General features: G+C 30.1%; 21 protein-coding genes and 1 other annotated feature. All 21 genes read right to left on the bottom strand.

Annotated elements, in window-relative coordinates; translation table 11 throughout:
• Positions 1-61 precede the first annotated feature (61 nt).
• Positions 62-1,705 (bottom strand): penicillin-binding transpeptidase domain-containing protein, encoded by a 1,644-nt coding sequence (locus BD821_RS01380; RefSeq protein WP_104408977.1) that lies wholly within the window; start codon positions 1,703-1,705, stop codon positions 62-64.
• 67 nt (positions 1,706-1,772) lie between these two features.
• Positions 1,773-2,393, bottom strand: a complete 621-nt coding sequence (gene udk, locus BD821_RS01375) for a uridine kinase (protein WP_029453348.1) — start codon at positions 2,391-2,393, stop codon at positions 1,773-1,775.
• A complete protein-coding gene (locus tag BD821_RS01370) occupies positions 2,393-3,619 on the bottom strand; it encodes a peptidase U32 family protein (protein WP_104408976.1) in 1,227 nt (408 codons plus the stop codon). Before BD821_RS01370 ends, udk begins: the two co-directional genes overlap by 1 nt.
• The gene (locus tag BD821_RS01365; RefSeq protein ID WP_104408975.1) at positions 3,619-4,269 is read right to left on the bottom strand and encodes an O-methyltransferase; all 651 of its coding nucleotides are present in this window, start codon (positions 4,267-4,269) and stop codon (positions 3,619-3,621) included. Before BD821_RS01365 ends, BD821_RS01370 begins: the two co-directional genes overlap by 1 nt.
• Positions 4,270-4,291: 22 nt before the next feature.
• The gene (gene typA / locus BD821_RS01360; protein WP_104408974.1) at positions 4,292-6,109 is read right to left on the bottom strand and encodes a translational GTPase TypA; all 1,818 of its coding nucleotides are present in this window, start codon (positions 6,107-6,109) and stop codon (positions 4,292-4,294) included.
• Positions 6,110-6,402: 293 nt separating this feature from the next.
• Entirely contained in the window at positions 6,403-8,070 is a 1,668-nt protein-coding gene (locus BD821_RS01355) for a ribonuclease J (protein WP_029453352.1), read from the bottom strand.
• A 34-nt stretch (positions 8,071-8,104) separates the two neighbouring features.
• Complete coding sequence (locus BD821_RS01350; RefSeq protein WP_029453353.1) at positions 8,105-8,569, bottom strand: Fur family transcriptional regulator; 465 nt, start codon at positions 8,567-8,569, stop codon at positions 8,105-8,107.
• Positions 8,570-8,591: 22 nt separating this feature from the next.
• Positions 8,592-8,855 (bottom strand): DUF1292 domain-containing protein, encoded by a 264-nt coding sequence (locus BD821_RS01345; protein ID WP_029453354.1) that lies wholly within the window; start codon positions 8,853-8,855, stop codon positions 8,592-8,594.
• 56 nt (positions 8,856-8,911) lie between these two features.
• Positions 8,912-9,325 carry a Holliday junction resolvase RuvX gene (ruvX, locus tag BD821_RS01340; protein WP_104408973.1) on the bottom strand — a complete coding sequence of 138 codons (414 nt, stop codon included), beginning with the start codon at positions 9,323-9,325 and terminating at the stop codon, positions 8,912-8,914.
• A 52-nt stretch (positions 9,326-9,377) separates the two neighbouring features.
• Complete coding sequence (locus tag BD821_RS01335; RefSeq protein WP_104408972.1) at positions 9,378-9,632, bottom strand: IreB family regulatory phosphoprotein; 255 nt, start codon at positions 9,630-9,632, stop codon at positions 9,378-9,380.
• A gap of 244 nt (positions 9,633-9,876) precedes the next feature.
• Positions 9,877-12,516 (bottom strand): alanine--tRNA ligase, encoded by a 2,640-nt coding sequence (gene alaS / locus BD821_RS01330; RefSeq protein WP_104408971.1) that lies wholly within the window; start codon positions 12,514-12,516, stop codon positions 9,877-9,879.
• Between the two features lie 59 nt (positions 12,517-12,575).
• Positions 12,576-12,747 (bottom strand) — a binding site (T-box leader).
• Between the two features lie 64 nt (positions 12,748-12,811).
• Entirely contained in the window at positions 12,812-13,831 is a 1,020-nt protein-coding gene (locus tag BD821_RS01325; protein ID WP_029453358.1) for an AI-2E family transporter, read from the bottom strand.
• 22 nt (positions 13,832-13,853) lie between these two features.
• Positions 13,854-14,333, bottom strand: coding sequence for a PRC-barrel domain-containing protein (locus BD821_RS01320; protein WP_104408970.1), 480 nt, complete (start codon positions 14,331-14,333; stop codon positions 13,854-13,856).
• A gap of 123 nt (positions 14,334-14,456) precedes the next feature.
• Positions 14,457-14,888, bottom strand: coding sequence for a Fe-S cluster assembly scaffold protein NifU (gene nifU, locus BD821_RS01315; protein ID WP_104408969.1), 432 nt, complete (start codon positions 14,886-14,888; stop codon positions 14,457-14,459).
• 1 nt (position 14,889) lies between these two features.
• Positions 14,890-16,074: a cysteine desulfurase NifS gene (gene nifS, locus BD821_RS01310; protein ID WP_104408968.1), complete on the bottom strand. Its 1,185-nt coding sequence runs from the start codon at positions 16,072-16,074 to the stop codon at positions 14,890-14,892.
• Between the two features lie 12 nt (positions 16,075-16,086).
• Positions 16,087-16,530 carry an RrF2 family transcriptional regulator gene (locus BD821_RS01305; RefSeq protein ID WP_029453362.1) on the bottom strand — a complete coding sequence of 148 codons (444 nt, stop codon included), beginning with the start codon at positions 16,528-16,530 and terminating at the stop codon, positions 16,087-16,089.
• Positions 16,531-16,747: 217 nt separating this feature from the next.
• Entirely contained in the window at positions 16,748-18,013 is a 1,266-nt protein-coding gene (locus BD821_RS01300) for a replication-associated recombination protein A (protein WP_104408967.1), read from the bottom strand.
• 172 nt (positions 18,014-18,185) lie between these two features.
• Entirely contained in the window at positions 18,186-19,121 is a 936-nt protein-coding gene (arcC, locus tag BD821_RS01295) for a carbamate kinase (RefSeq protein ID WP_104408966.1), read from the bottom strand.
• A gap of 144 nt (positions 19,122-19,265) precedes the next feature.
• Positions 19,266-20,249, bottom strand: coding sequence for an ornithine carbamoyltransferase (gene argF, locus BD821_RS01290; RefSeq protein ID WP_104408965.1), 984 nt, complete (start codon positions 20,247-20,249; stop codon positions 19,266-19,268).
• Positions 20,250-20,279: 30 nt separating this feature from the next.
• Positions 20,280-21,503, bottom strand: coding sequence for an arginine deiminase (arcA, locus tag BD821_RS01285; protein ID WP_104408964.1), 1,224 nt, complete (start codon positions 21,501-21,503; stop codon positions 20,280-20,282).
• Positions 21,504-21,894: 391 nt separating this feature from the next.
• Entirely contained in the window at positions 21,895-22,395 is a 501-nt protein-coding gene (locus BD821_RS01280; RefSeq protein ID WP_104408963.1) for a flavin reductase family protein, read from the bottom strand.
• Positions 22,396-22,477 lie beyond the last annotated feature (82 nt).

Genomic DNA, 22,477 nt, shown 5'->3' with positions numbered 1-22,477 from the left:
TAGTGCTTATTAATATACTATTCAGATAGCAATATAATGTTTCCTGTTTAGCTTTCTTATTTTACTTTGTAAAATTCTCAACAATTTCTTTGAATATAGGTCCTGCGTCGCCACCACCTGTTTGATTATCCTCATTTATATCCTTTACAAATACTACTAATGAATAATATTTTCCTTCATGCTTATAATATCCAGCAAACCATCCATCAGAGTGTTTTTCCATAACATCCTTACTTTCATCCTTTGATTTAGAAGGTTCCATTCTAGTAGTTGTACCAGTTTTCCCTCCAGTTTCTACTCCTTTAACTAGAGCATTTTTGCCAGTTCCTTTTTCTTCTCTTACAACTTTCACCATTTGATCTTTCATTATTTTAGCGGTTTCTTTTTTTATTACTCGATTTTCCTCTATAGGTATTTCATTTATAATATTATTGTAATTATCTACATACCCCTCTAATATATTTGGTTTTACGTATATGCCATCATTTATTATTGTACTTATAATATTGGTAGCTTGAAGAGGTGTTATTCTCATATTTTGTCCTATAGCGAGAAATCGTGGACCATCTTCATATATTTTGGGTAATGCAAAATCACCTGTTACCTCTCCATTTCCACTAATATTAAGTACTTTTTCAAATATTCCTTGTTTTTTTGCATATTCTTCTATAGTATCCCACCCTATTGTCTTTCCCACTTGTGCAAAAATATTATTGCAAGAAATTAAAAGAGCCTCTTCTAATGTTAGCTCTCCATGAGCCCTTTTACATATAGAGTATTCATTAAATTCACAATTGAATTTACTTTGTATTGAAAACAGACCCTTATCGATAGCTATTTCTTCTATTAATAATTTAAATATAGAACCTGGCACATATCCATTTTCTGTAGTTGATGCTAAATTTATATTAGGTTTTTCTTCATCTCTTTGAGCCATTACTTTTATTTTTCCTGTATGTGCTTCTACAAGGGTTATACCTATTTGATTGTAATGTTTATATTTATCTTGACTTAGTATTGTTCTAACAGAATCTTGCATATCTTTATCTAAGGTTAATCTTACATTTATTCTTTCATCATCTATACTATAATTCCCATCTTGCATACTTCCATCTAAGTTCTTTTCAAATGTTACTGTAGGAACTTTGTTACTTTTTGTATTTTCATATATATTATATTCTAAAGAATCCACCTTTTTTACTTCTTTATTGGATTTTAAATTAGTAATCATATTTTCAATTTTCCAGGCTTCATTTCGATTTACTTCGTCATAAACATACAGATAGATTCCTTTTACATCCTTTAGTAATTTTAGTTTATCATAGGTATCTTTATCTAATTTCAAATATATCTTAGAACTATTAGATGATATTAACATTTTTGAAAGATCATAGTCTTGATTGCAATTTTTTAATATGTAACTAAACGCATATATACTACTCACGCTTGTAGAGTTATTATTTCTTTTAAATGTAATTAAGTCTACCGCTAACATATATCTTCTTTCATATTCTACTAAGTCATTACCCTTTGAATCTAATACATTAAAATTTAGTTCATTTATCTTTTCTATATATTTATATTGAGAGTCTGCAATTACTTCAAGTTCATTACCCTTAAAGTACTGTATCTGCAATATTCTTGCTACTAAAATAATAAAGAGCAATGTTAAAATAATTTTTATAGTTTTAATTCTTTTTAGCATAAAAACACCTCACTATCTAAAATTCTTGACAGTAGCGAGGTGTTTTATTCATTTTAAATAAAATTTATTAGTTTTGTAATATATGTTTTATATTCGCAACTATTATATCTATAGCCACTTTATTATGACCACCTTCTGGAATTATTATGTCTGCATACCTTTTTGTAGGTTCTACAAATTGCAAATGCATAGGCCTTACTACATTTAAATATTGATTAATCACTGATTCTACAGTTCTTCCTCTTTCATTTATATCTCTAAGTAACCTTCTTATAATTCTAACATCTGCATCTGTATCAACATAAAGCTTTATATCTAATAGGTCCCTAATTCCAGGATCTTCCAATATAAGAATACCTTCTAGTATTATTATATCTCTAGATTCAACTTTAACAGTTTCTTTTCTTCTGGTATGCTCTTCAAAATTGTACATTGGTTTTTGAATAGTTTCTCTATTTAATAAAGCTTTTAAATGCTGAATAAGTAGGTCCGTATCAAAAGCTTTAGGATGATCATAATTAGTTTTAATTCTTTCACTTATATCCATAAAACTTTGATCTTTATAGTATGAATCTTGTTCTATCATAGCTATACAACTTTCATCAAATCGGCTATATATTTCTTTTGATATAGTGCTTTTTCCAGATCCAGTTCCACCAGCGATACCTATTAATACAGGATTATTCATTATTTCGCCCCCTTGCTCTTAATAAGCATATCCTTGGGTTTCAATGAAGTCGTTGTATGAAATTTAAATATCATTTGGGCCCTTGGAGCAGAATCTATATCATTATTTAATTCATCTGTCATATTGTTTACACATACCAAAACACCATTTCCATAAGGACTTAGTACTTCTAGATCATCACCTTTTAAAACTTTATTACGTTGTTCTACAGTAACAATATTAGTTAGTGGATCATAATGTTTTACTACACCTACTATGTCATAATCTCTTATATACGAAGATGTTTCATATATTTGTTTATTAGATTCATCAAAATAAAATCCTGTATGATAATCTCTATGACTAACTTTCATTAACATTTCAATTAGACTTTGATCAACTTTATAATTTTTAGGATCTTCGAAATAATCATCTACAGCTTGTCTGTAGGCCTTTACCACAGCGGCAACATAGTATGAACTTTTCATTCTTCCTTCAATTTTGAAGGAGTAAATGCCGCTCTTAACAAGTTCTGGTATATGTTCTATCATGCATAAGTCCTTTGAATTCATTATGTAGCTTCCCTTATCATCTTCTATAACCTGAAAATATTCTCCTGGTCTTTTTTCTTCCATAAGGTAGTACTTATATCTACATGGCTGAGCACAAGCTCCTCTGTTCGCATCTCTTCCTGTCATATAATTAGATAAGAGACATCTTCCAGAATAAGACATACACATAGATCCATGTACAAACGCTTCAAGTTCACAACTAGATGGTATATTTTTTCTAATTTCTTCAATTTCTACTAATGATAATTCTCTTGCGAGTACAATTCTTTTGACCCCTATACTATGCCAAAACATAGCTGATTTCCAATTTACATTATTAGCTTGAGTACTTAAGTGAAGTTCTAAGTTAGGTACTACTTCTCTAGCAGTCATTATAATTCCAGGGTCTGACACTATCAATGCATCAACTCTCAAAGATTCTAATTCTTTAAGATAATTTTCAAGTCCAATAATATCATCATTATGAGGAAAAACATTTAAGGTAACATATACTTTCTTTCCTCTATCATGAGCATACTTAACTCCAAGCTCTATATCCTCTGTAGTGAAGTTATCGGCAAAAGCTCTAAGATTTAATTTGCTACCACCTAAATAAACTGCATCTGCACCAAAATCAATGGCCGTAATTAACTTTTCAAGGCTTCCTGCTGGAGCTAATATCTCTGGTTTTCTCATCATATTCCCCTCCTTTTTGTAACTGCTATTCCGTCCCCCATAGGTATGACAGATGTAATAAGTTCCTCATCTTTTGAAACTAGTTCAAGATAGGTTCTCATTCTTTTTACTATAGTTATTTTTCTTCTTTTTACTAATTCATCAGATGGAACCATTCCTCTAAAAAGTACATTATCCGCTATTATTATTCCATCCTTATTAAGAAGCCTTAAGCAGTGTGGCAAAAAGTGATTATAATGACCTTTTCCAGCATCCATAAATATAATATCAAACTTATCTTCTATAGATTCAATTATTTCTAGGCAATCACCTTCTAATATTTCTATATCATCCTCGAATCCATATTTATGTATGTTTACTGTAGCCTTTCCCACCATTTCTTTGTCTCTTTCAATAGTAGTAATCTTACTATTTCTTTTTGAAGCAACGCTCATTAAGATAGATGAATATCCAATAGCTGTACCAAGTTCTAATATACGTTTAGGTTTTGTTAAATCTACCATCAGTTCTAAAAACCTTCCTGTTTCTTTTTGAACTATTGGAACTTTGTTATCTATTGAATATTCTTCTAACTCTTTTAGCATGCCCTGGTGGTCAGGTATTAGCCCTCTTAAATACTTTTCCATGTAGTCAAAAGTTACACCACCCATTTTATCCTCCTAAATTAATTATTTAAGCTCTGCTTTTTCTTTTTCTTTCGTTACTATCTAAAATTCTTTTTCTCATTCTAATAGTTTTTGGTGTTACTTCTACTAATTCATCACTAGTTATAAACTCCAGACACTGTTCAAGTGACATTGGGCTTATAGGTGTTAATTTTAAAGAGTCATCTGCTCCTGAAGATCTAGTATTTGATAAATGCTTTTTCTTGCATACATTTACTTCAATATCTTCTCCTCTTGAACATTCTCCAGCTATCATTCCATGATAAACCTCTGTACCTGGTGATATAAATAAGCTACCTCTTTCTTGAGCATTATATAATCCGTAAGTTATAGCTATTCCATCTTCAAATACTACTAATGATCCTCTTTTTCTTTCAGGAATATCACCTTTATAAGGTTCATATGATTCAAATATGTGGTTCATTATTCCGTTTCCTTTAGTGTCTGTCATGAATTCATTTCTAAATCCAATAAGTCCTCTTGCTGGAATTAAAAATTCTAATCTTGCATAACTGTTTATAGCTGAAGTCATATTAACCATTTCTGCTTTTCTAGGTCCTAATTTTTCCATGATTACTCCCATGAATTCTTCTGGTACATCTATAGTTAATCTTTCTATTGGCTCGTACTTTCTACCATTTATTTCTCTATATATAACAGAAGGCTTTGACACTTGGAATTCATATCCTTCTCTTCTCATAGTTTCAATTAATATGGATAAATGAAGTTCTCCTCTTCCATTAATTTTGAAACAATCTGGAGAAATTTCTTCTATTCTCATACTTACGTTAGTTTCAAGTTCTTTTACAAATCTATCTCTTAAGTGTCTTGATGTAACATATTCTCCATCTTTACCTGCGAAAGGTGAGTCATTAACCATAAAATTCATACTTAAGGTTGGCTCATCAATATCAACAAATGGAACAGCTTCTGGTTCAGTAGCATCTGCTATAGTGTCACCTATATTAACGCCTTCTATTCCACTTAATGCTACAATATCTCCAAGTTTAGCTTCTTCTACATCTTCTCTTGCAGTTCCATTATATACATAAAGGTTAGATATTTTTGCATTCTTATTTTCTCCTGTTCTAGACATTAAAACAACATTTTCGTTTTTCTTTATAACTCCTCTTTGTACCTTTCCTATGGCAATTCTACCTACATATTCATTAGAATCTATAGTTGTTATAAGCAATTGAAGAGGCTTATCTATATATCCTTCTGGTGCTTTTACTCTTTTAATTACCATATCAAGCAAAGGTATCATATCCATATTTCCATCTTCTGGATCTAATCTAGCATAATTTCCTTTAGCTGATGCATAAACTATAGGGAAGTCTAATTGTTCATCAGTAGCTCCAAGTTCAATGAACAGTTCAAAAACTTCATCGATAACTTCTACTGGTCTTGCATTAGGTTTATCTATTTTGTTTACTACAACTATTGGGTTTAGTCCAAGTTCTAATGCCTTTTTTAGAACAAATTTAGTTTGAGGCATAGGTCCCTCATATGAGTCAACTACTAGTAGAACACTATCTACCATTTTAAGAACTCTTTCTACTTCTCCACCAAAATCAGCATGACCTGGTGTATCTACTATATTTATTTTAACTCCATTATAAGTTACAGTTGTATTTTTAGATAAGATAGTTATTCCTCTCTCTTTTTCTAGATCATTAGAGTCCATAACCCTCTCTTCTACTCTTTCATTTGCTCTATAATTATGACTTTGTTTTAGCATAGCATCTACAAGTGTAGTCTTGCCGTGATCTACGTGGGCAATAATCGCCACGTTTCTAATATCGCTTCTTATAAATAAACTCATGTTTTAGCCTCCAAAATTTAAGATTTGATTCTTATACACAAAACAAAATTGGATACGCCAAAGTACCCAATTTTGTTCTTAACCATATTAATTCTAATATTATGTTATTGAAATGTCAACTTAGTAATTAATAATAATTAATATATAGGATAAATTTCTATTTATACAATTTATGCAAGTATTTCATTTTGCCCTTATTAAATGGCTTATATACTTAGTTTCACATTAAATGCTTATGCACTTTAATGTAAAATAAAAAGTTTTTTTACAAATTATTTTTTTGTATAATTTAACTATATCTCCATTATTATAGGAAGTATCATAGGTCTTCTTTTTGTTTTTTCATATAAGAAAACTCTTAATCCTTCTTTTATTGTAGATTTCATGGTAGCCCAATCTGTAGAATGTTTTTCTTCACATATTTTTAAAGATTTCTTCACTACTTCTCTAGCCTCTTCCATAAGTTCTTCAGATTCTCTTACATATACAAATCCTCTAGAAATTATATCCGGACCTGCAATAACATTGCCTGTTTCTTTTTCAATAGTGATAACTACTGTTAAAATACCATCTTGAGATAAATGCTTTCTATCTCTCAATACGATATTCCCCACATCTCCTACACCAAGTCCATCCACAAATACTTGACCTGAAGGCACAGTTCCATTTTTTCTTATAGTTTCTCTACTAACTTCTACTACATCTCCAATATCCATAATTAACATTCTTTCCTCTGGTGTTCCAAGCTTTAATGCCAGTTCAAAGTGTTGCTTTAAATGACGATATTCGCCATGTACAGGCATAAAAAACTTAGGTTTAACTAATGTATGCATAAGCTTTAGTTCTTCTTGACATGCATGACCTGAAACATGAACATCAGCTAAAGCCTCATATATAACCTCTGCGCCCTTTTTAAATAATTGATTTATAACTTTAGACACTAATTTTTCATTTCCAGGGATAGGTGTTGCTGATATAATTACCATGTCCCCTTCTATAATATTTACTTTTCTATGTTCAGATGCAGCCATTCTAGTTAATGCCGACATTGGCTCTCCCTGACTTCCTGTAGTTATAATAACCAATTGATCATTTGGATATTTATTTATGGAGTCTATATTTATAAGTATATCCTTTTCAAAATTAAGATATCCAAGTTCTGTAGCTACACCAACTATATTTTCCATGCTTCTACCTGAAACAGCTACTTTTCTATTATACTTTGAAGCTGCTGTTATTATCTGTTGAATCCTATGAACATTTGATGCGAAAGTAGCAACAATAATTCTTCCTTTAGCTGTGGAAAAAATATTTTTAAAAGTTTCTCCAACTGTACTTTCTGACATAGTGTATCCTGATCTTTCAACGTTTGTACTATCTGCAAGCATAAGCAATACACCTTTTCTTCCAAGTTCAGCAAATCTAGATAAATCAGCTACATCTCCATCTATTGGTGTATAGTCTATCTTAAAATCTCCAGTATGAAGTATAGCTCCTAATGGAGTGTGGATAGCTATAGCTACAGAATCAGCTATACTATGATTAGTTTTTATAAACTCTACAGATACACTTTTCAATTTAATTATATCTTTAGGGCTTACTCTTATTAGTTCTGTGGTGCTTAAAAGACCATGTTCCTTAAGTTTTGTTTCTACTATTCCGAGTGTAAGCTTAGTTCCATAAATAGGTACATTCAACTGTTTAAGCACATATGGAAGTGCACCTATATGATCTTCGTGTCCATGGGTCAAGAAGATTCCCCTTACCTTATCCTTATTTTTTATGAGATATGTTACATCCGGTATTACTATGTCTATACCAAACATATCCTCATCTGGGAACTTTAACCCGCAGTCAATTACAATAATGTCCTCTTTGTATTCTATGACAGTCAAATTCTTACCGATTTCATTGACTCCGCCAAGAGGAATTATCTTTACTTTTTCCTTTTCCTTTTTCAAATCAACTTTCCTCCTTTTATGTTAAACACCACAGCTAGTCTTTATGATCCTTTTTATAGCATTCTTCGCAAATACCAAAAAACTTTACACTGTGGTCTTTGATTTTAAATTTGTATCCTTTTTCAATTTTTTCTTCTAAGGATTCTAAAAGATCCCCTTGAACTTCTATTACTTTTCCACAGTTATTACATATCAAATGATGATGTCTATGAGTTTCATCCTCATGAACTAACTCATATCTGCTACATCCGTCATTTAAATCTAACTTATATATTATACCAAGCTCCTCAAGTAAAACTATAGTTCTATATACTGTAGCCAAGCCAATCTCAGGACATATCTTTTTAACCTCATCATAAATTTCTTCAACGGTTAAATGACTTCCTTCATTGTCGATTATAGTATCTACTATAGCCCTTCTTTGAGGAGTTAGCTTATATCCTCTTCCTTTTAGATCTTCTTTTAATTTATTAATTTGTGCTGATGTTAAAATTGACATCATAAATACCCCATTTCACCAATTAATTAAGCTGATCCTCTGAGAAAATTGCACTATAGGCTTCAGCTACTATTTCAAATTCTTCATCATCGTCTACAGTAACTAAAATGTCATTTCCTTCACTATCCTTTAATATCTTCAAAGCAATTGCATCAGTTTCACTTTCCTGCATAGAAGCCACTATTAAATATTCATTTTCCTCTATATCAAACTTTGTAATTATTTCAAATTCAATTTCATTTCCCTCTTCGTCCTTAAGAACTACTGTATCTGTATTTTCTTCCACTTTATTCTCTCCCTTATTAATATCATTTTAAAAGTTACATCTATTTTTATCAAGTTTTACTTAGAGATTCTATCTAAGTAACCTTGAAGTATATATGTAGCTGCAACTTTATCTATTATTTTCTTTCTCTTTGACCTTGAAAGGTCCGCCTCTAGCATTGCCTTTTCAGCAGCAACAGTCGTAAGTCTCTCATCCCACATTTCTATAGGTAAATTTAAAGCTTTTTTTATATGTTCTGTAAAGCTTAAAATGCTTTCTCCTTGAGGTCCTATGCTTCCATTCATATTTTTAGGTAGACCAACCACAATAGTTTCTACTCCATATTCTTCACATATTGTCCTAAGCTCTTCTAAGTCACTTTTTTTGTTCTTTCTTCTAATAGTAGTGATACCTTGGGCCGTATAACCTAGAGGGTCACTTATAGCCACCCCAATAGTTTTAGTTCCCATATCAAGTCCTAATATCCGCATAAATTGTCCCCTTTTAAAATATTAAAATAATAAGTGCCCCAAAGGGCACTTATTATTTTATACCTAAATAAGATTTTAAAACTTCTTCAAGTATTTCATCTCTTTCAAGCTTTCTTACTAAAGCCCTCGCACCATTATAATTTGTTATATAAGTTGGATCTCCAGAAATTAAATAGCCTACTAATTGATTTACAGGATTATATCCCTTTTCTTGCAAAGAATCAAAAACCTCTGTAAGGATCTTTTTAGTTAAAGCCTGTTTATCTCTATCAAAATCAAACTGCATAGTATTTTCATTATTACTCATATTTTTGCTGCAAAAAAACTAAAAGTTTAGAGCAGCTTCACCCCCTTACACATTATGAATTAAATGTAAGAATGATATCTCCATCTATATTATTTATCTTTACATCTACACTTATTCAAATCCTCGATGCTCATATTTATATTATAAATCAAAATACCAAAATTGTACACTATATAAATTATGAGTTTGAAATATAATAAACTTTTTGTAACAAGTTTATATATATTTACAATTCAAAATAATTTTATTTTATTAATTCTTTAAGTGTTTCTTCTACACTTTCTAAGGCTTCTTTAATTTTTTCAGTATTCTTACCACCGGCTTCTGCCATATCAGGCCTACCGCCTCCGCCTCCGCCAGCTATAGTTGCAGCTTTCTTTATTATCTTGCCACAATGTACGCCTTTTGATACTGCATCCTTTGATGCCATAGCTACTAAACTAACTTTATTTTCTTTACTACTAGCAAGAACCACTAAACTATTTTCAATTTTATTTCTTAATTTATCTGCAATCTCTCTTAACTCATTTGAATCCATATTGTGAAGCTCCGATGTTATTATCTTAAATCCAAGAACATCTTTTACATCACTTAACATTTCATCTTCTAATCCTTTTGCAAGTTCAGATTTTAACTGATAAATTTCTTTTTCTTTATCCTTTAACTCTTCAATATTACTGTTAATTTTAACTATAAGATCCTTTTCTGAACATTTTAAAATTGAAGAACTTTCTTTTATTAGCATTTCCTTATTTTCAAGATAGTCTATAGACTTAAATCCAGTTATAGCCTCTATTCTTCTTATTCCTGAAGCTACCCCTGATTCAGATAAAATTTTAAACAGCCCTATTTCTCCAGAATTATTAACATGTGTTCCTCCACAAAGTTCTTTACTAAATGATTCTATAGATACAACCCTTACATTTTCTTTATATTTATCTTCAAATAGAGCTATAGCTCCAGTATCTTTAGCCTCGTCTATAGTCATCTCCTCTGTAGTTACAGGGAATGCTTCCATTATCTTTTCATTAACAAGCATCTCTACTTCTTTTATTTGTTTGGATGTAACTGCTGAAAAATGAGTAAAATCAAATCTTAATTTATCCTCATCTACGTAAGATCCAGACTGTGCAATATGCTCTCCTAAAACTCTTTTTAAAGCTTCATGTAATAAATGAGTAGCTGTATGGTTTCTACAAATTGCTTTTCTTCTTTTATTATTTAATACTAACTTCACCTCATCATTTATGGATACTTCTCCATTAATAACATTAACAAAATGCATTATTTTTCCTGAGATGTTCTTTTTACAATCGTAAACCTCTGCCTTAAACAAGCTATTTTCAATTATTCCTTGGTCTCCTACCTGGCCACCCATTTCTGCATAAAAGGGTGTGCTTTCTACTAATATAATGCCACTTTCTCCAGCTTTTAAAGTAGATACATTTTCTTCTCCCTTTATTAAAAGAAGTACCTTAGAACAATCTTTAATGCTTTTGTATCCTACAAAATTAGAAGTTAAATTTTTATCTATATTCTCTAGTATACCACTATTACTTCCCATATAGTTTGTTTCATTTCTAGCCCCTCTTGCCCTTTTTCTTTGAAGCTCCATTTCTTTATTGAACCCTTCTGTATCTACCGTTAGACCTTTTTCATTCAATATTTCTTCAGTTAATTCTAATGGAAATCCAAAGGTATCATAAAGTTTAAAAGCCTTAATTCCTTCTAAAGAAGCTTTGCCTTCCTTTTGGAATTCTTCTATATATTCTTTTAATATGTCTATACCAGCATCAATTGTTTCATTAAATCTTTCTTCTTCTAGTAGTATGACCTTATTTATATAATCTTTTTTATCTATTAATTCTTTATATGCTCCGCCATAATTTTCTATTACCTTTTCAACTATATCATTAATAAATGTTCTTTTTATCCCTAAAAGTCTTCCATGTCTTGCAGCTCTTCTAAGAAGTCTTCTTAATACATAACCTCTACCTTCATTAGAAGGTAGAACGCCGTCTGCTATTAAAAAAGCCACACTTTTAGCATGATCTGCAACTATTCTTAAGGATATATCCATGTTTTTATCTTTTCCATAAGTAACTTTTGATATCTTTGCTACTTCCAATAATATATCCTTTATACTATCAATTTCAAATATACTTTCTGTTTCTTGCATAATTGTAGCGATTCTTTCAAGTCCCATACCTGTATCAATATTAGGATGGTCTAACTTATTATATACGCCATTTTCATCTTTATTAAATTGAGTAAATACAAGATTCCAGAATTCCACTATTCTATCATTTTCTGAAGCCTTAATAAAATCCTCATTAGTTTTTATTTCACCTTCGCCTCTATCAAAATGTATCTCTGAAGATGGTCCACAAGGTCCTTGGCCTATCTCCCAGAAATTATCTTCTTTTCCTAATCTAAATATTCGGCTTGAATCTATATCTGTTTTATTTACCCAGATATCAAAAGCTTCATCATCTTCTAAATAAATAGTTACATATAATTTATCTTTTGGTATATCTAAAACCTTAGTAACAAACTCCCAAGACCATGGTATTATTTCATCTTTAAAGTAATCCCCGAAGGAAAAGTTACCTAACATCTCAAAAAAAGTAGCATGCCTTGATGTCTTACCTACATTGTCTATATCTCCTGTTCTAATACACTTTTGACAGGTTGTTACCCTTTTACTTGGAGGAGTTTTAATTCCTGTAAAATAAGGTTTTAATGGCGCCATACCTGCATTTATAAGTAATAAGCTCTTATCTTCTTTTGGAACTAGTGGAAAACTTTCTATTACTAAATGGTTTTTAGCCTCAAAAAACTTCAAATACGTTTCTCTTAACTCATTCAAACTCATATATTTCATATACATATGCCTCCTAATATAAATTTTATAAAATTGAAACAAAAAAAACTCTCATCCCAGACAGGGACGAAAGTTACACTTCCGCGGTACCACCCTAATTATGCATATTAAATGCATCTCTTTAATATTTAGCTCTGAGATAGCTTTCATCTTTTAACTTAAGAAGTTTCCACCAGACACTTCCTCTCTACATAAATTAATAAGACTACTCTTTCTCTTCACAGCTAAAATATTTATTTATATGAAGATTATAGATTATACTTATATTTATGTCAATATTTCAAAAAACATTTTTTTAAAATAAGTAGTAATTTATATCTTCATAAACAACCTTTATAATAACACCTATAGGCACTGCTATAATAAGCCCTAATAGCCCTCCTAGTTTGCCTCCTACTAGTATTAATAGTATAATTATCATAGGATGCATAGATGTGCTGTAGCCTATGATTTTAGGGGATACAACATCTCCTTCAATTTGTTGAATTATATATAAAAATAGTGTGATCCATAATGCCTTTTCTGTAGACTTAAATAAGGCCATGATTATAATGGGAATAGCTCCAAATAAAGGTCCAAAGTAAGGTATTATATTAAAGAGTCCATTTATCAGAGATAATAATAAAGGAAATTCTATTTTAAAAATGATTAATGATATAAATGTAAAAGCCCAAATTACAAAACAAAGTATAAATTGACTTATTATGTATCGTCCTAAAATTTCGTCTATATCTTTAGCTATGTTAGTTACAACTCTTCTATTTTTAACTGGAAAAATCATAAGAAGTTTCTCTAATATAATTTCTTCATCTATTAAAAAATAATAAGATAAAACAGGAACCACAGCATAGCCTAAAGAGTTTTCTCCAATTTCTATTATTCTTTCTACCGTATTACTTGAAATATCAACTACATATCTATTTATTTTTTCTCCTATTAATTCTTCTAATATCATTAGGGTTTTATTGTTAGATAACTTTAGTTTTCCATATATATTACTTATAAAACTATCCATATACTCTAACCTTGGATATAGGTTCTTACTTTCTCTAATTATTATAGGGATTATTGTAATAAATGAAAATATAAATAACACTAAAAAAAAGCTTATAACAAATATTGCAGAAATCTTTTTGTTTATTCCAAGTTGCATAACCTTTTTATGAACTGGTTTTAGGCTATAGGCTAGCATAAATGAAAATATAGCTATACCACCTAATTTTCTAACTATATCAATAGAAAATAAAATATAAAATAGTAATAACAAGACTATAAATATAACTAAGTATTTTATCTTTTTATTTAAAACCTTCATATTTTTACCTCAATAATAGAGCTTACCATAACCTTTTATTTGGTAAGTTCATAAATTCTATTCCTTCCCTTTCATAAATAATTATATTATCCTCACCTAGTATAAGGTTTCTTGGTGATATTATCTTTTTATGGCTAAATAACTTGTATAAAAAGCCTTCACATATTACCATTGCCTTTATAGTGTAATCTTCTGGGTCTATTATTATATCTTCTAAAAAGCCTACTATATTGTCATCCTTATCTATAACTTCTAAGTGTCTTATACTATTAAATTCTAAGAACCTATCTTTACATTTACCCTTCGCTATTATTCTTTCATTTATGTATATTATATCCTTAATAGAAATATTTATATCCTTTGCCATTAAAGATGGGGAGGATACTTTAAATCCTGTAACTTTAGCTTTTGAAAAGTTAATTAAGACATCTTTAACTTCACCCATATTCTTACCATCTTTATCTATAACCTTTTTAAAAATTATATCTTTATATCTCCACATACTATAATCATCCTATCTTTTAAATAACCTTTCTTATTACTCCTAACTTATACATATATATATTTTGCCTAATAACGCAAAAATAATACCCGAGTTCGGGTATTATTTTTATATATTTAATATCTATTCTCCATGAACTTCGCTATGTAATTCATCATGGTTATGTTCTTTGTAATCCCATGGTTTAAGCCCAATGGATTCTCTATAATTGTTTATAGCTTTATGAATTGCCTCTTCTGCTAAAACTGAACAATGCATCTTAATGGCTGGTAGACCATCTAACGCTTCTGCAACCGCTTTATTAGTTAATTCCCATGCTTCTTCTAAAGACTTTCCCTTTATAAGTTCAGTTGCCATACTTGATGATGCTATAGCTGATCCACATCCAAAAGTCATAAACTTAACATCTATTACTATATTATCTTCAACCTTCATATATATCTTCATTATATCTCCACATTTAGCATTTCCAACTTCACCAATACCATTTGCATCGGCTATTTCCCCTACATTTCTTGGATTTCTAAAATGATCCATTACCATATCGCTATACATATTAAAATTCCCCCTTTTTAATAAAATCATGCCATAAAGGTGACATATTTCTGAGTCTATCTATTATTTCAGGTACCACAGATAATAAATAATCTACTTCTTCTTCTGTGTTTCCATCACCTATAGATAATCTTAATGAACCATGTGCTCTTTCATGATTAAGACCTATAGCTAAGAGGACATGCGATGGATCAAGGGCCCCCGAAGTACAGGCACTACCGCTAGATGCACAAATATTCTTATCATCTAAGGATAATAATATACCTTCACCTTCTATGAATCTAAAACATACATTAACGTTTCCTGGTAATCTATTTTCGCTTATAGGTCCATTTAATTTAGTGTGAGGTATTTCCATAAGCCCAGTTATAATCTTATCTCTTAATATTGTAAGTCTTTTACTGCTTTTATCCATTTCATTTACTGACATCTCCAAAGCCTTACTAAGCCCTACTATACCTGCTATATTTTCTGTCCCTGCCCTCTTACCTCTTTCTTGAGCTCCGCCATGAATTAAATTATCAATTTTAATTCCTTTTTTAATATACAAAGCACCTACACCCTTAGGTCCATAAAATTTATGTGCTGCAAGAGACAACATATCTATATTCATTTCTTTAACATCTATCGGTATATGTCCTACAGCTTGAACTGCATCAGTATGAAATACAACATTTTTATCTCTACAGATTTGTCCTATTTCTTTTATAGGCTGTATTGTTCCAATTTCATTATTAGCAAACATTATTGAAACTAATATAGTATTATCCTTTATAGCAGATTTTAACTGTTCTAAATTTATAAATCCTTCTTCATCCACATCTAAATATGTAATTTCAAAACCGTGTTTTTCTAAATATTCGCAGGAATGTAGTACAGCATGATGTTCTATTTTGCTTGTTATTATATGGTTACCCTTATTAAAATTAGCAAATGCAAATCCTTTTATAGCGAAATTATCTGCCTCAGTTCCACCACCTGTAAAAAATATTTCATTTCTATCGGCATTTATAGCCTTGGCTACCTTATCTCTACTTGAATCTATAACCTTTCTTGTGTCTCTTGATATGGAATATACCGATGAAGGATTTCCATAATGTTCGCCAAAATAAGGTATCATTTCATCTAACACCTCTTTTTTTGTATACGTAGTTGCAGCATAGTCCATATATACTACCTTTTGCATATTACCAGCCCCTTACTTTTCAATTTTAATTTCTTGGCTTGAAGACTGTATTCTATTATAGTCATCTACCATATCTTTTAAAGTAACAGATTGCATAACACTGTCTATGCTATTTTTTACTTTAGCCCAAAGAAGTCTTGTAGCACAGCAATCCATGTTATTACAATGAGTACCTTCAACGCAATCTGAAATTTCTATAGGTCCTTCTAAAACTTCTATAATATCTGCAACAGTTATCTCTTCCGGTTTTCTATTTAAAATGTATCCACCCTTTGCACCTCTTACGCTCTTTATTATATTTGCTTTTCTAAGAGGAGAAAATAACTGTTCAAGATAATACTCTGATATATTTTGTCTTTCTGATATACTTTTAATCGAGATAGGTGTTTCATCACAATTTACAGCTAAATCAAGCATTGCCTTTACACCATATCTGCCTTTGGTAGATAGTTTCATATTAATCACTCCTATTAATGTTGAGTGTTTCACTTGGTTTTCATGATAATTTTATCAAATCCGACTAGAATTGTCAACAATGATTTAGATAGTAAAATTTCAGATTATTTATTAATTAATGTTTCTAATATTATCTTTATACAATTAAACATATTGTAATAATACTATCCTTTAATAATGATATATCTCAATACTAAATGCTGATTAATTTTTAAACCTATTTAATCTTATCCCAGTATTCTTTAGATGTCCTCTCCATTTTATTATTCCCATATTCATAATAAACACTATCTTTAATATTATTTGGTAAGTATTGTTGTTGCACATAATTGTTTTTATAATTATGTGGATATTTATATTCCACTCCCCTATTTAAATTTTTAGCTCCACTATAGTGAGCATCTTTTATATGAATTGGAATATCTCCAACTTCCCTTTTTTCTAAATCATCAAGTGCTCTATCTATAGCAACTACTACAGAATTAGATTTAGGAGACGTAGCTAATAATATAACAGCCTGTGCTAAGGGTATCCTTGCTTCTGGGAAGCCTAACATCATAGAGCAATCCACGCAGCTTTTAACCATGGCAATTGCATTAGGATATGCAAGACCTATATCTTCACTTGCTATAACCAATATTCTTCTACATATAGATATCAAATCACCAGCTTTAATTAATCTTGCTAAGTAATGAAGTGCAGCATCTACATCACTTCCTCTTATGGACTTTTGAAAAGCACTTAAAATATCATAATGGTTGTCGCCTAACATATCGTAGGCTATAACCTTAGTCTGAGTGCTATCTTTTGCAATATTTAAATCTATAATCACACTATATTTTTCATTTGGTGGAGTTGAATATATTCCAATTTCTAAAGCATTTATAGCTTTTCTCACATCTCCATTAGAAGCATCTACAATATATTCTTTTGCCTCATCTTCTAACTCTACGTTTATATTTTCTTCTTCCTTATTTATTATTTCTATAACCCTGTCTATAGCAATTTTCATATCTCCTTTTTCTACAGGTTTAAATTCAAATATAGTGGATCTGCTTAAAATAGCTTTAAATATATAATGATAAGGATTTTCTGTAGTACTAGATATAAGCGTAATCCGACCATCTTCGATAAATTCAAGTAAAGATTGTTGTTGTTTTTTATTAAAGTTTTGTATCTCATCTAAATAAAGAAGTATTCCATTTATACCTTCAAAAGTATCTAGAGTACTTACAATTTGTTGAATATCCTTCAAGCTAGAATTTGTTGCATTAAGCTTATAAAATGTTTTATTGCTTTTTTTTGCAATTATATTAGCAACAGTAGTCTTACCTACCCCTGGTGGTCCATAAAATATCATATTAGTAATACGTCCACTTTTTAAAATTCTATCTAAGATCTTTCCATTACCTAATATATGTTTTTGACCCACTACCTCATTTAGTTCATTAGGTCTTAATTTATCTGCTAAAGGTTTCCTCATATTAATCACTCTTTCAATATAATAATTCATATTCTTTTATATTTATTTTACCATAAAAATAAAAGGATATCCTACGTATCTAGGATATCCTTTTATCTCTTTTTACAAAATAATTTTTATATACTGATTTTATATTAATTATATTTTAACTTAAAATATTTTATTAAATTAATTATAAACTTATAGATGTGCCTGTAATACCCTCTAAACCTTCTTTTACTTTATCTAATGATGTTATTACAGTTTCTCTATCTTCCTTAGATGCCGCAAACTTTATAGCTGCCTTAACTTTTGGCAACATAGACCCTGGTGCAAAATGACCTTCCTCCATATATTTATCCATTAATTCCACAGTTACTTTGTCTAAAGACTTTTCTTCTGGTTTTCCGTAATTTATATAAACCTTTTCTACTGCTGTTAAAATAAGCAGTTTATCTGCATCTAATATTTCCGCTAATTTTTCTGATGCAAAATCTTTATCTATTACAGCGTCTACGCCTTTAAGATATTCATCCTTTTCTATTACAGGTATACCCCCACCGCCTACAGTGATTACAATATGGCCTGCATCTACTAGAGCTTTTATAGAGTTTTCCTCCACTATTCTAACAGGTAAAGGTGATGCCACAACCCTTCTCCATCCCCTACCAGCATCTTCTTTAAATACATATCCTTTTTCATCACTAATCTTTTCTGCTTCTTCTTTTGTAAAAAATGAACCTATTGGTTTAGATGGATTATTAAAATTTTCATCTTTTTCATCAACTACAACTTCCGTAATTAATGTAACTACATCTTTATTTATATTTCTTTTCATTAATTCAATTTTTATAGCTTGTTGAAGATGGTATCCTATGTATCCTTGGCTCATAGCACCACACTCTGGAAAAGGCATCATCACATTGCTACTTGAAGACTCATAGGTAGAAACTATTTGACCAACCTGTGGTCCATTTCCATGAGCTATTATAATATTATGACCTTCCTCTACTAAATCTACCAAATATTTTGCTGTATCTTTTGCTGTATTTAATTGACTATTTGCAGAAGTATCCTTGGGATTTGCTTGAAGGGCATTTCCTCCTAAAGCAATAACTATTTTACTCATTTATCCATCTCTCCTTGCAATCTTATTTTACACATAATAATTATATCATTTTTATAAGCTCTTACGTCTTCTTTATAATAATTAAAGGAGCTAATTTTAAAATTAGACTCCCTTAATTATTATTGTTTAATTTTTAATGTAAAATTACAATGTAGATACCATAACTGCCTTTATTGTATGCATTCTATTTTCAGCCTCATCAAAGACTACTGAATGCTTACTTCTAAATACTTCATCTGTAACTTCTCTAATATCAAGATTATTATTTTCTTTAGTTTCTTTTGCAACCTTAGTTTCAAAGTCGTGGAATGAAGGAAGACAATGCATAAATATAACATCATCATTTTCTGTTGTTCTTAACATATCCATATCAACTTTGTAAGGAGTTAATAGCTTAACTCTTTCTTGTAACTTATCTTCTTCTCCCATAGATACCCATATATCTGTATAAATAACATCTGCGCCCTTTATATCTTTTACATCATCTGTAAGTTCTATAGTTGCACCAGTAGTTTCTCCAATTAATTTACACTTTTCTACTATGCTCTCATCTGGCCATAATTCTTTTGGAGCTAAAGCCATATATTTCATTCCCATTTTTGCACATCCGTACATTAAAGCATATCCCATGTTATTTCTTGCATCACCAACAAAAACCATTTTAACTTTGTTTAAAGGTTTGCTTATATGCTCTTCTATAGTCAAAAGGTCTGCTAAAACTTGAGTTGGATGATCACCATCTGTAAGTCCATTCCACACAGGAACTCCTGAGTGCTTAGCTAAAAGTTCCACTGTTTCTTGCTCATATCCCCTAAATTCCATACCATCATAGAATCTTCCAAGAACCTTTGCAGTATCTTCAATAGACTCTTTTTTACCCATTTGAGAATTACTTAAAAATGTAACATGAGCACCTTCATCAAGTGCAGCGACTTCAAAAGCACATCTAGTTCTAGTAGATGTCTTATCAAAAAGTAACACTATATTTTTTCCTTCTAGTAATTTACCATGAATACCTGCTCTTTTTTTAGACTTTAAGTCCTTAGATAAATCTAATAAATACCTTATTTCTAGTGGTGTGAAATCCAATAATGTTAAAAAACTTTTACCTTTTAAATTAACAGCCATTTTAATACCTCCATATATGTTATTTTTATATTATACATTTTCTCTCCATATAGGCATACTCATGCATCTTGGGCCACCTCTGCCTCTTGAAAGTTCAGAACTTTTCATAGTTAATACTTTTATATTGTTTTTATCAAGTAGCTCGTTTGTCACATAGTTTCTCTCATAAGTAATAACTTTTCCTGGAGCTATAGCTAAAGTGTTAGATCCATCATTCCACTGTTCTCTAGCTGCTGAAATAATATCTCCTCCACCACATCTTATAAGGTCTACTGATGGTAGTTTAAGAACCCTTTTTAAAACTAGATTTAAATCTTCTTTATGTGCTTTAAACAACAAATTTTTGTCCTTATCTTTTGTTATTTCATAAATATTAAGTGGGCCTTCTATTTCAGGGTGAATTGTAAACTTGTCATAATCTACCATAGTAAATACAGTATCTAAGTGCATAAATGCCCTGCAAGAAGGTATTTCTAAAACTAATACTGTTTCAAAACCTGACTCACCATTCAATAAGTTATCTGCTAAAATCTCTATAGCTTTTGGTGATGTTCTTTCACTACATCCTATTGCAAGAACCTTTTTTGATAACACAAGCTGATCTCCACCTTCTAAACTGTAAGGTATATCTTCGTTATACCAAAGTGGAATATCCTCCTTTTTAATTGAATTATGATTTTCATAAATATATTTTGAAAATAAACTTTCTCTACCCCTTGCTAATGTATGCATATGATTAATACTTAAGCCCCTTCCAATTGATGTAGATGGATCTCTAGTAAAATATGCATTTGGCATTGGATCTAAATAAAAAGGATATTTATTATCTATTAGTTCCACCAAAGAAGAGGGTTTAGCAATTCTTATTTCATCTTTTCTAACTCCAGCTATTAATTTATCTACCATTTCTTTTGTATCCATACAAAGTAGGTATTCTTTTAAAGATTCTTTAATTTGATTTGAAGTTATATTACTTTCCTTTAAAAATTTCGACAAAAATTCTTCTTTCACTTTTTGATCTTTTAATGAATCTGCTAATAATTCTTCTAAATAATATACTTTTACACCATTTTCTTTTAAAATGTTTGCAAATCCATCATGTTCTTTTTGTGCTTCTTTAAGATAAGGTATATCGTCAAAAAGTAATCTATCAAGGTATTCTGGTACAAGGTTTTCTATTTCCTTTCCAGGTCTATGCAACATTACTTTCTTTAATTCACCTATTTCAGAAGTTATGTTTATACTTTGAGACAACTTGTACACCTCCATATATTTATTGCATTATACATATTACATTATAAGCTATAACAAGTTTTAGTTAAAATCAAAATTACCCCTTAAAAGCTCATATAAAATGGTAGCTTTCAAAATATTCAATTTATTCGTGCTAACATCTTGCTATATAGTATATACTTTATTATGCTATTCCATACTAGAGTTGTTTTTCTTAATATACTATGTATTATCGCATAAATCCATATTAATATTCACTTACCTTAATTTTTTGTATAACTATGCATATATAGTTTAGCAAAATTTTAAATTATTTTTATTAAAACCTAAATTTCACTTGAAAGTTGTACTATATATTTTTAAAAGGAATATTATATAAATATATCTACTGCAAATATACCATATAAGTCATTTAATCTTCTCCTATGTAGTAGTCCACTATTTCTCCATAAAATACGGTATGATAGTCGCCTTCTAAATAAGTGTTTTTACTTATTTCATCATCCATTATTTCAGGATTTATATCATGTTTGTAAATGACTTTACACTCAAAATATGCATCACAGCCTTCAATAATAGGTGTATTTAGTTTGTTTGAATCTTTTGATTTTACTCCTGTTAATTTAAACTTATCTATATCTCTCCCAGAAGTAGATCCAAAGACTCCTAATTGTTTTTTTATATTACTATCTAGAGGTATACTTATTGTAAACTCTCCACTTTTATTTATTAACTCATTTGTAAATCTTGATTTTCTGACATATATAATAAATATAGGTTTTCCAAAAGCAACACCTATATTCCCCCAGCTTATAGTCATTGTATTCAAAGTTTTTTCATTCTTACAAGTTAAAAAGCCTCCATGTTTATGAAAACTTTTCATAGCTTTATCATTACTTTTTAGACCTTCCATTGTTTATAATTCCTCCTACTTACTTACATATTGTGTATCACTATTATAACATACTTTCAAAAAATAAGAATGTGAAGAGAAC

It is taken from the genome of Clostridium algidicarnis DSM 15099, assembly GCF_002934235.1.
GTDB classification, from domain to species: domain Bacteria; phylum Bacillota; class Clostridia; order Clostridiales; family Clostridiaceae; genus Clostridium_L; species Clostridium_L algidicarnis.
Note: the sequence above shows the minus strand (reverse complement) of the source record. Positions and strands in the feature narration are given on the sequence as shown.

Coding starts and splice junctions, on each gene's coding strand:
- BD821_RS01380 (WP_104408977.1), bottom strand. CDS start 1,705: ATGCTAAAAAGAATTAAAACTATAAAAATTATTTTAACATTGCTCTTT.
- udk (WP_029453348.1), bottom strand. CDS start 2,393: ATGAATAATCCTGTATTAATAGGTATCGCTGGTGGAACTGGATCTGGA.
- BD821_RS01370 (WP_104408976.1), bottom strand. CDS start 3,619: ATGAGAAAACCAGAGATATTAGCTCCAGCAGGAAGCCTTGAAAAGTTA.
- BD821_RS01365 (WP_104408975.1), bottom strand. CDS start 4,269: ATGGGTGGTGTAACTTTTGACTACATGGAAAAGTATTTAAGAGGGCTA.
- typA (WP_104408974.1), bottom strand. CDS start 6,109: ATGAGTTTATTTATAAGAAGCGATATTAGAAACGTGGCGATTATTGCC.
- BD821_RS01350 (WP_029453353.1), bottom strand. CDS start 8,569: ATGTCAATTTTAACATCAGCACAAATTAATAAATTAAAAGAAGATCTA.
- ruvX (WP_104408973.1), bottom strand. CDS start 9,325: ATGCGGATATTAGGACTTGATATGGGAACTAAAACTATTGGGGTGGCT.
- BD821_RS01335 (WP_104408972.1), bottom strand. CDS start 9,632: ATGAGTAATAATGAAAATACTATGCAGTTTGATTTTGATAGAGATAAA.
- alaS (WP_104408971.1), bottom strand. CDS start 12,516: ATGAAATATATGAGTTTGAATGAGTTAAGAGAAACGTATTTGAAGTTT.
- BD821_RS01325 (WP_029453358.1), bottom strand. CDS start 13,831: ATGAAGGTTTTAAATAAAAAGATAAAATACTTAGTTATATTTATAGTC.
- BD821_RS01320 (WP_104408970.1), bottom strand. CDS start 14,333: ATGTGGAGATATAAAGATATAATTTTTAAAAAGGTTATAGATAAAGAT.
- nifU (WP_104408969.1), bottom strand. CDS start 14,888: ATGTATAGCGATATGGTAATGGATCATTTTAGAAATCCAAGAAATGTA.
- nifS (WP_104408968.1), bottom strand. CDS start 16,074: ATGCAAAAGGTAGTATATATGGACTATGCTGCAACTACGTATACAAAA.
- BD821_RS01305 (WP_029453362.1), bottom strand. CDS start 16,530: ATGAAACTATCTACCAAAGGCAGATATGGTGTAAAGGCAATGCTTGAT.
- BD821_RS01300 (WP_104408967.1), bottom strand. CDS start 18,013: ATGAGGAAACCTTTAGCAGATAAATTAAGACCTAATGAACTAAATGAG.
- arcC (WP_104408966.1), bottom strand. CDS start 19,121: ATGAGTAAAATAGTTATTGCTTTAGGAGGAAATGCCCTTCAAGCAAAT.
- argF (WP_104408965.1), bottom strand. CDS start 20,249: ATGGCTGTTAATTTAAAAGGTAAAAGTTTTTTAACATTATTGGATTTC.
- BD821_RS01280 (WP_104408963.1), bottom strand. CDS start 22,395: ATGGAAGGTCTAAAAAGTAATGATAAAGCTATGAAAAGTTTTCATAAA.